The organism is Methylobacterium sp. WL19 (genome assembly GCF_008040005.1).
In the GTDB taxonomy this organism is placed as follows: Bacteria; Pseudomonadota; Alphaproteobacteria; order Rhizobiales; family Beijerinckiaceae; genus Methylobacterium; species Methylobacterium bullatum.
Map to the genome: position 1 here is coordinate 1 of NZ_VRVC01000168.1, position 8,631 is coordinate 8,631.

Sequence of the window (8,631 nt, forward strand, 5' to 3'; positions counted from 1 at the left end):
GGGCCCCGGTTCCGGGCGGGCCGCCGACGCCGGTGCCGACGCCCGCGCCGGACGACGTGCCCGTTGCCACGCCCGCACCACCGACGGGAGCCTGGCTGGCACGAGATTTTTCCGTAGATCCGTTGGCTGGTACTGCCGCGCTCGACGGCGCTTGGCTGCGTCCACCCTCCGGTGTCATAGCCTCACCGCGGCTCGACGGAACGGTACCGATACCGGCCGGCGCTTCGATGATCTGCGCGACGACGGCTCCCGTCGGTGACAGGGCGAGACATAGGCTGAGAACGACGGGTCTGGCGATCATCTAGGCAAATTCCTGAACGGCGGGTGATGTCTGGGGCAGAACTCCGCGCGGTTCAGTTCCGTTCAAAACGGATATGGAAGACGAGCTTGGGCATCCGCATGGCCATGCGGTCACGCAACATGAAGCGCCTTTTCGAGTTCGTCCTTCGACATGGTTGACCGGCCACGAATGTTCGCGGACTTGGCCTTCCGCATCAGCTCTGCCTTCGTCGGGCCGCCGGACGCTCTTCCTTGCTTGGTCCCGGCCTTCCTGGCGGCCGCGGATTTCTCGGCCACATCCTTTGGCTGATTGGAGAACTGCTTGCCGTCCTTGGTGTCCGCGCGCTTCTTTCTCGTGGAGCGGTCATACTCGTCCTTCGACAAGGATGAGCGGGCCTTCTTTGGAAGATAGCGCTCCCCGGTCTTACCGCTGGGCTTGCCGGATTTCGTATCCCATTCCTCGTTCGACCATTGCGTCAGGCTGTTCTCGTCGGATTTCTTGCCCTTGTAGCCGCCTCCGGCCTCCCTATAAGCCTTCGTTGCCGCCTGGGCCTTGCGGGCCGACCATTGCCCAGCCTTGCCTCCCTTGTCGGAAGCGGTCACCTCGGACTTGATCCTGTCCCATAGTTTAGGGTCGGTCTTTTCAGCGCTGGCCGCCATCGTTCGAGCCTATGCTTGTTTCCGTGCGATCAACCTGCACCGAGGGGGCCGGTTCCCGGTGGACGGCGTGTCATCAATCCGTGAAAAAGCAACACGATACAGGCGGCGCAGCCGGAAACGTCGTAAAACCGCGATGTTGACTTGAGAGGCCGCAGCCTCCACCCCGCGAACGCGCAGGGCGGCTCCCATCCCAGGCGAGACGAACGGGACTTTTGGAATGAGTGAGAGCGCAGTGGCAAAGCCTACAGTGTTCATCGATGGGGAGGCCGGCACCACCGGCCTTGGCATTCGCGAACGCCTGGAGCGCGAGGGCCGTGTTTCCCTGAAGAGCATCCCGCACGAGAGCCGCAAGGACATAGCGGTCAAACGCGCCCTTCTGGCGGATGTGGATCTCGTCGTTCTCTGCCTGCCCGACGATGCGGCGAAGGAAACGGTGGCCTTGGCCGATGGCCTGCCCAATGGCGGACCCCGCATCCTGGATGCGAGCACCGCCCATCGCGTCAGCCCTGGCTGGGCTTACGGTTTTGCCGAATTGAATGCCGGTCAGGCACAAGTGATCCGCGAGGCGCGGCGCGTCGCGAATCCCGGCTGCTATCCCACCGGTGCCATCGCTCTCGTGCGGCCACTGGTCGATGCTGGATTGCTGCCGCCCGATACGCCGATCAGTGTCAACGCGGTCAGCGGCTATAGCGGCGGCGGCAAGAACATGATCGAGACATATGAGGCCGGAGAGGCACCGGCTTTTCAGCTCTATGGTCTCGGCTTTGCTCACAAGCACCTGCCGGAACTGCAGGTCTATGGCGGCCTGACCCGGCGGCCGATCTTCATCCCGTCCGTGGGAAACTTCCGCCAGGGCATGCTGGTGAGTATCCCGCTCCACCTCGATACTCTGCCGGGACATCCGGATGCTGCTGCGCTGCAAGCGGCCCTCACTGCGCATTACGCCGGAAGCACGATGGTGACCGTGGTTCGGACCAACCCGGACGATAAGCCGGACGCCGAAGCTCTGAACGACAGCGATCACCTCGAATTACGGGTTTATGGTACGCCTGACCATGCTCATGCGTTGCTCGTGGCCCGGCTCGACAATCTCGGCAAAGGCGCATCGGGCGCCGCCGTGCAGAATATCGGTCTCATGCTCGGTCTGGATTGATATCGCGACGCGGATTGGGGAAGAGGTCGAATCACGTCATGTCCTCGGTGCCGGACATGCCTCAATCCGCCCGATCGCTACGTTCCCGCCCCTCGCGATGATGACCTCGCGCGACGACGGCACGTCGCGATTCCAGGGGCCGGGATCACGACCGCCACTGGGTCGTTCAGCACCATCATCGAGGGTCTGCGCGGGGATCAGCCCGTAGCATGCAACCGGTCGCGCACCGGGAAAGCACGATCCAATTATCCAGAAGAGGCACAGCAATGTCTTCCGCCCATCGCGGAAGCCGTTTCCCGACTCGCGCCGAGCTATTCCTGCGGGCGCCCAGTCCCCGCCATCTCCGCGCGCCTGAATTGCATCGGTGCCAGCTTATTGGGGCACCGCTAACCCCTGTCGATCGCGTTCCAGCGAGGCTGCCCACCGTCACCTCCAGTCACAGACCGGCTTTCTGATGCCGAGAGACCAGTGACGACCGAATTATTTTGCAAAATTCGACATCGAAGCTAGCAAGACCGATCAATTTTATTGTCTAAAAATACGGTTTAAATGCGCAGCCAAGGAACTGTTTATGATCGATCAAGTTAGGGATCGATGCTCGATGACGTTGTGAGAGAGGCGGCTCATTCACTTTTGACAAGAGAAGCGGGATCCACTGGCGATTCTCTGCCCGTGGCCGATTGGCCTTGCTCCGTCCTGTGACAAGATGATCGTTTGTCCGGTGGTGGAGACGATTTCCGGCGAAAGAAATACAAACACACCTGCCGCGCCATCCGGCGCCTCAGCTTAAAACATTAGAGGGAGAGCATACATACGACTTTATGAGAGTACACATCATCGCAGACACCGTGCAATCTGCTGGCATAGACCACGATGATCGCGATTCGAGGGCTGCCAAGCGTTATGTGGCCGACTCGTTCGTAGACCGGCAAGTGTTGGAAGGGGAGCGTTCTGACGGACACTTGAACGGAAGTACCGCCAAAGAGAGAGCGACGATCGCGGCTGGCGAACGCACGGTGTCCGCCCACGGACCGTTGTCAAACATATCCGCAATTGGGATCGACTGGCATGAACGCCAGTCTCGACCGCCTGGGCTTCCGAAGCCGAAAAATCTGCAATGATTGGTTGAGACCGTTTTTACCGATGCCTCGCGCCGGTGGCAAAGTTCTTCATGCCGTCCTTCGCTGGACCCTATGTTGAGCAGGCTTCCGTGACGCTCTAATGCGGCAGAACACTCGGTAAATTCTGTTCGCTTCACCCTCCAAACGTATGCGCAACCAAGGATGTGGGGCTCGCAGACGGCGAACACGCGAAATATTTGAACGATTGATCCGTAAACCAGTGGATTTCTTTCAATAACATCTTGCTACACGCGCGAACGGAGCATAGGCTAGCGTACAGTATCAACATAGCGAAGCGATGGCGCGAATATCATGAGTGAATCCGACACCGACTCAGCCCGTCTCATCACCTTGGCCGCGGATATCGTCTCCGCGTATGTGAGCAACAATCACGTCCAGAGCGCCGAACTGCCTAAGCTCCTCAGCGATGTGCACGAGGCCATCCGCTCGGTGAGCACGAGCAGCGCACCTGCCGCTGAGACCGGCCCGCCGAAGGCGACGCCACAGGAAATCCGCCGCTCCGTGACGCCGGATTACTTGGTCAGCTTCGAGGACGGCAAGCAGTACAAGACGCTTCGGCGGCACCTCACACTCCGCGGTCTGACCCCCGAACAGTATCGGGCCAAATGGGGCCTGCAGCCGGACTACCCGATGACGTCGGCTGCCTATTCCGAACAGCGTTCAGAATTGGCTCGCGCCCTTGGTCTCGGTCAGCAGCGCCGCAAGACCGTATCCCCCGTATCCAAGGCTGCGCCCGAGGAGGTCGTGAGCGAGCCGGAGGAGGAGGCCGTCGCCGCCCCGCCCGAAAAGAAGCGCCGTGGCCCCCGCAAGAAGCAGGCGGCCTGATGCCCGTCCGACGGCGCCTGTTTGGGCGACGTCGGATGTATCCAATCGGTGACAAGAATGCCCACTCCCAGCGCGATGCCGGGAGTGGGCTTACTCATGACTGGACAGCTTTGCTGAATGTATGTGCGACTGTGGTGAGAGCTGACGATCGGTCATCGTAAGATGCATGGCAGCTTCACTATCGACTACCGGTTTGGACTTGTACCATGAGTCTCCTCGCTGAGGCCGGGGAGGGCCGGCGCTGCTGCTGAGAGGTCTGCCGGAAGTTCGGCGATGCGGGTTCGGGACCTCTGGCAAGGAGGCCGCGCTGTCGGGGCGTTCGATTTTGTAGTCTCGGTCACGGCCTCGGAGGGCACCCGCCGCCTTGGCGAGGTCGATTACGAGTCCCGTCGATGAGTTCCCCCGGCCGAAGACACACCGTCTGTGGCCGCCTATAGCTTTGCAGCTCCATAGCGGACCTCCTGTCCGACCGTCTCTCACGAGACTTCCGCTGCGCGAGCTTGCCCAGGCAGAGCCGACGATAAGCGGAAGGCCTGCGCGGCATGCCTAGCCCGGTCCCGAGGTCGCTGAGGCTGCGGGATCCCAGACCGGCCCCCGCCGAGGCGACCGAACGCACGTCGTCGCTTCCTCCAGCAGGCTCTCGCCGTGTGAAGCCAGGGTTCGCCCGAGGCTAATGACAGGTGGGGAGGGCGGTGCTAGACGGGGCGCGGCACCCCGACTCCGTAGCTCAGCTGGATAGAGCAGCCGCCTTCTAAGCGGCAGGCGTCAGGGCAGCCAACATCCCCTCTCGCACATCGCCAGAGCAGCCGCCGCGAGACCCGAACGAATCGGTCGTGGCTCACTCGTGGCTCACCCTTGCGGGCTATGCCCGCGCATCTACCAGGGCTGCCACGAACGTGTAAAACGATTCCCGGATCGGGTTTTGGGAATCGTTTTACACGTTGGCCGGGCCGGGGCCTCAGGCGGCGGCGACCTGCGCGTCGACCCTGGTCTTCAGTGCGTCGAGCCAGGAGAAGCTCGGGGCCTCCGTGTCCCGAAACCTGAGCGCCTCGTACAAGGCCTCGAACTCCTCGCGGGCGATGACGACCTGCCCGGGCACGTGCGGGATCACCGGAGCGACCAGGCGGACGTTGCTCTCGGAGATCGGGGTACCGCCCCAGGAGTCGTCGCCGAGTTGCTGGACCTTATCCGGGACGTCGCCCTCGAAGGACACGCACGCCGGCTGCAGCGGCATGCCCTCGTCCCACTCGATCCACCAGAACTCGTCCGGCTTGTTCACGGGCGGCGGAGGTGGAGGCGATGCGGGCTCCCAAGGCTGCAGACGGAAGCTGCCCAGGGTGGCGGTGATGAGGATGGTCATGCCCCATTTCCTTCCGGCGCCCACACGGCACCGAGGTCGTGCCAGTTCAACTGGCGCTTGCGGCTGATGGCTCGCTCCGCCTCCTCGACCTGGGCGGGCGTCATGATGGCCAGCGTCGGCATGCCCCCGCAGTGCGTGTCGTCCCATTCGAGGTCGACAGCTTCGAGCTCCTGATAGTCGTTCTCGCGGTCGGCCTCGCCAGCCCAATAGGTGTCGGTTCCCCTGAGGTAGATGCCCCGGATCTCCGTGCCATCGGCGATGTGCGCGACCAAGGCGGTCGCCATCTTGGGCGAGACGTCCGCGTGGTAGTAGGCCCCGCCGCCGTCGTAGGGCAGGTAGGCCGCGACCTCGTACGGGGCGGCGTCAACAGGGTCGAAACCTTCCTTGCGCAACCAAGCCTTCACCGCGTCGTCGAGACCGGTGAGGCCGAGGTTCTCAGGTCGGAGGTACAGTGCTCGCCTCAAGATCCCCTCCCTCATCCCAGCCTCCGCGACTAGCTGCCATCGGAATGGAATGTTACCTCCTCGGTGTAGGTGGTCACCTCCACGTCATGGCCGCCAGAGATGAAGACTTCCGCGACTGGCTCGCCGAGGTTCACCCACCAGTCGTCATCGAGGTCCATCTCCTCGCCCAGGGTGACGTGAACCCTGATGCCGCCGGCGAGCGTGAAGGTGCCTCCCTCGCGGATGGCGCGCTGCCAGTCCTCCTCGGTCGCGAAGTGCTTGCGGTTGAGGGTGACGGTCGGGTTCATCAGGCGCTCGCTCACTGCGGCCTCCTCTGGCAATCGGGGCGCCCGTCCGGTCCCAGGAGCGGCTGCATGCCGAGGCCGGCATGGGTGTACCGGCACCCGGTCGCCGGGTCCGTCCAGACGCGGACGCCGCCTTGGCTGGACCACGCGGTTTCCTGAGACGGGGGGGACCACGCGATGAGGCCCAAGGCGATCACCAGGCCGAGGCCGGCGACGACCCACAGCGGGATGATGCGCTTCCCGAAGGGCGCCGGGAGATGATCGTAGGTAGACCGGAAATCGGAGGTGTAGCGCTGCATGGGGGCCTCAGGCGCAAGGGCTGACGACGGCGGGGAGATCGGAATCCCGCACGGGCACAGGGGCGAACAGGGGCGCCAGGGCGGCCTCCATCTCGGCCTCGAACGGCGCGAGGTCCGGTGCCCGTTGAACGGCGATAGGGAGGTTATCGACGGGCAGTCCGGCACGGTGAAACAGCCAACGATAGCGGGCCTCGGAGAGCACGACATGCCCCGGCCCGATCTCGCGATCACCGATCCGGCCGAGCGTTCCAGCCTCGATGTGGGCACCGAACGCATCGGCTGGTTCGGGTATCGCTGCCCTTGCCTCAGCCTCCCGAGCCCCGGCAACCGCCTCGTCCCGCTCGCGGCAGACCCGTTCGAAGCACCGCTCGGCGAGCCCGTCCATGCGCCCCCGGGCGGCGGCCTCGGTATCCTTGACCCTGGCGCCGGCGACGGCGGACCGCAGACGCTCCAGCCATTCCGGACCGCAAGGGATCTCGCCGAGGGCTGCCTTGGCCGCAGCGCGGAGTTCCTCGTACCGCTCGGCGGCCGCGGCCTCGGAGCGCTCCCGCCCGCTCCGGCGGAGCCCCTCGTCGAGACGGTCGGCCTCCACCTTCGCCATGCGGTCCCGGACCGTGCCGATCTCCTCCATGAGCTCCAGCACCCGCGTCGCGAGCTCGTCCTTCGTCTGGTTCATGAGGGAGCGCCGGGTGACGCGCGAGGTGCACTCGAACACGGGCATCACCAGTCCTGCCCAACCGTGGCGGGCTCCGGGACAGGGGCCCCGTTCTCATCCAGAACATGCCAGCCCAGACGCTTCGCCGTGCGCCATGCACTGGACCGGCGGTGAGCCTCGTCTCGACGGTTGAGGGCCTCCTCGACGAGCGGCTGCATGTGGGCGACAGCCTTGGGATCCATCCGGTAGCCATCCACGCGGTGATCAAAATCATGGTGGTGATGGAAGACGTGCATCCCCCGGAAGGCGGTCATGTCCAGGCCCGTGGCGGCCGCGGCCGCCTGAAGCTCCTCGATGGTGAAAACCACCTTGTAGACGGTCGTCTCGTCCTCGCTCCATTGGTGCTCGAACCGCATGGCTAGGCCCCCTTCTTCACGAGGGCGTCGAGGTCGAAGCCCCGGCCGGCGATGTACTCGTCGTCGTCCTCGCCGGGGATCTCCTGGATGCCGCCGCCATCGTAGACCGAGCGCTCGTACCCGGCGCGATAGGCCGCCTCCAGGTTCACGTGCCGGACGAACCCGGCGTCCCGGAGCAGGACGAGGGCGGCCCTTGGATCACGGTTGCTCTCGTGGCCGAACTCCAGGGACTCGATGACGACCTCCAGGTCCCTCATCGCGCGCAGCCCGGCGATGCGCTCCTCCTCGGCCCGGGCGCGCTCGGCCTGGAGGCCCGACACCGTCCGGTGCACCTGCGCAGCGTCCTCGGGCGACAGAGACGCGAGGCGGGTCGCCAGGTCGTCGATCTCGGTCGTCATGACTAAGAGGCCATCAGCGCCGCGCGATATCATCTCTACCCCCTCCAGGAATCTTATGGGGCCCCGCCACTTGGACGAGACCCCTTCAGACACTGATCGAAGCACGCATCCCAGATTCGTCCAGCGCGGACGTCCCTGACCAGTTAACGGTCAGGGGAGCGCGGTGATTTTCCAGCAGCCCTTGTGTATACCGCAAATTGCGGTATATGTAGATCACCGGCGCAAGCCGAGGCCTCCCGGGGCGATCCGGGCCGATGATGGAAAAGACCAATGCCCACGAGCAAAGACCCCACCGAGATCACGGATACCCAGGTCCTGGTGTACGGCGCCGAGCGCCCTGCCGAGATCGTCGAGCGCCGCCTCGACGGCCGCCTCATTGTGGCGAACCCGGGCAAGGCCAACACGTGGCTCATCCTCGACGCCACCACGCCGCCCAAGGCCCTGATGAAGGCGCTCAAGGGCCTGGCGTCCGAGGCCGACATCCGCATCGTCGTCCGCAAGAAGGAGCGCCCCGAGGCGGTCGGCGAGGCTATCGCCAAGGTCGAGGCCTTCATGACGGACGGATCGCTGGAGAAGGCCGCGGCCCGCGAGGCCGCATCCAAGAAGGCAGCCGCCACCCGCGCCGCCGACCGCGCGGCGAAGGAGCAAGCCGAGAAGGCAGCGGCCTCCGCCGCCCGTGAGGCCGCCCGGCAGGAG

The 8,631-nt window shown here is 64.5% G+C and carries 12 protein-coding genes; 3 read left to right on the forward strand and 9 right to left on the reverse strand.

The window, feature by feature from the left end:
- Positions 1 to 301 (reverse strand): hypothetical protein (locus FV220_RS25870; RefSeq protein ID WP_246689519.1); only part of this gene is annotated, 301 nt, incomplete at its 3' end.
- Positions 302 to 411: 110 nt separating this feature from the next.
- Positions 412 to 939: a hypothetical protein gene (locus FV220_RS22655; protein WP_056144547.1), complete on the reverse strand. Its 528-nt coding sequence runs from the start codon at positions 937 to 939 to the stop codon at positions 412 to 414.
- A gap of 217 nt (positions 940 to 1,156) precedes the next feature.
- Between FV220_RS22655 and argC the strand changes: the two genes are divergently transcribed.
- Together argC and FV220_RS22665 are read left to right on the forward strand one after the other, a co-directional pair.
- Positions 1,157 to 2,092, forward strand: coding sequence for an N-acetyl-gamma-glutamyl-phosphate reductase (gene argC / locus FV220_RS22660; protein ID WP_147833324.1), 936 nt, complete (start codon positions 1,157 to 1,159; stop codon positions 2,090 to 2,092).
- Between the two features lie 1,433 nt (positions 2,093 to 3,525).
- Entirely contained in the window at positions 3,526 to 4,059 is a 534-nt protein-coding gene (locus FV220_RS22665) for a MucR family transcriptional regulator (RefSeq protein ID WP_056158029.1), read from the forward strand.
- A gap of 958 nt (positions 4,060 to 5,017) precedes the next feature.
- Here the strand turns inward: FV220_RS22665 and FV220_RS22670 are convergent.
- The 7 genes from FV220_RS22670 to FV220_RS25675 are packed head-to-tail and all read right to left on the reverse strand — an operon-like array spanning position 5,018 to position 7,935.
- A complete protein-coding gene (locus tag FV220_RS22670) occupies positions 5,018 to 5,419 on the reverse strand; it encodes a hypothetical protein (RefSeq protein ID WP_147833325.1) in 402 nt (133 codons plus the stop codon).
- The gene (locus FV220_RS22675; protein WP_147833326.1) at positions 5,416 to 5,898 is read right to left on the reverse strand and encodes a hypothetical protein; all 483 of its coding nucleotides are present in this window, start codon (positions 5,896 to 5,898) and stop codon (positions 5,416 to 5,418) included. Before FV220_RS22675 ends, FV220_RS22670 begins: the two co-directional genes overlap by 4 nt.
- A gap of 14 nt (positions 5,899 to 5,912) precedes the next feature.
- Positions 5,913 to 6,185 carry a hypothetical protein gene (locus FV220_RS22680; protein WP_147833327.1) on the reverse strand — a complete coding sequence of 91 codons (273 nt, stop codon included), beginning with the start codon at positions 6,183 to 6,185 and terminating at the stop codon, positions 5,913 to 5,915.
- Complete coding sequence (locus tag FV220_RS22685; RefSeq protein ID WP_246689520.1) at positions 6,182 to 6,466, reverse strand: hypothetical protein; 285 nt, start codon at positions 6,464 to 6,466, stop codon at positions 6,182 to 6,184. The genes FV220_RS22680 and FV220_RS22685 overlap by 4 nt, the downstream gene beginning before the upstream one ends.
- A 7-nt stretch (positions 6,467 to 6,473) precedes the next feature.
- Positions 6,474 to 7,187: a hypothetical protein gene (locus FV220_RS22690; protein WP_147833328.1), complete on the reverse strand. Its 714-nt coding sequence runs from the start codon at positions 7,185 to 7,187 to the stop codon at positions 6,474 to 6,476.
- Positions 7,187 to 7,537 (reverse strand): hypothetical protein, encoded by a 351-nt coding sequence (locus tag FV220_RS22695; protein WP_147833329.1) that lies wholly within the window; start codon positions 7,535 to 7,537, stop codon positions 7,187 to 7,189. Before FV220_RS22695 ends, FV220_RS22690 begins: the two co-directional genes overlap by 1 nt.
- Before the next feature lie 2 nt (positions 7,538 to 7,539).
- Positions 7,540 to 7,935 (reverse strand): hypothetical protein, encoded by a 396-nt coding sequence (locus FV220_RS25675; protein WP_187273504.1) that lies wholly within the window; start codon positions 7,933 to 7,935, stop codon positions 7,540 to 7,542.
- A 270-nt stretch (positions 7,936 to 8,205) separates the two neighbouring features.
- Here FV220_RS25675 and FV220_RS22705 point away from each other — a divergent pair.
- A partial coding sequence (locus FV220_RS22705) for a hypothetical protein (RefSeq protein WP_187273505.1) occupies positions 8,206 to 8,631 on the forward strand: 426 nt, incomplete at its 3' end.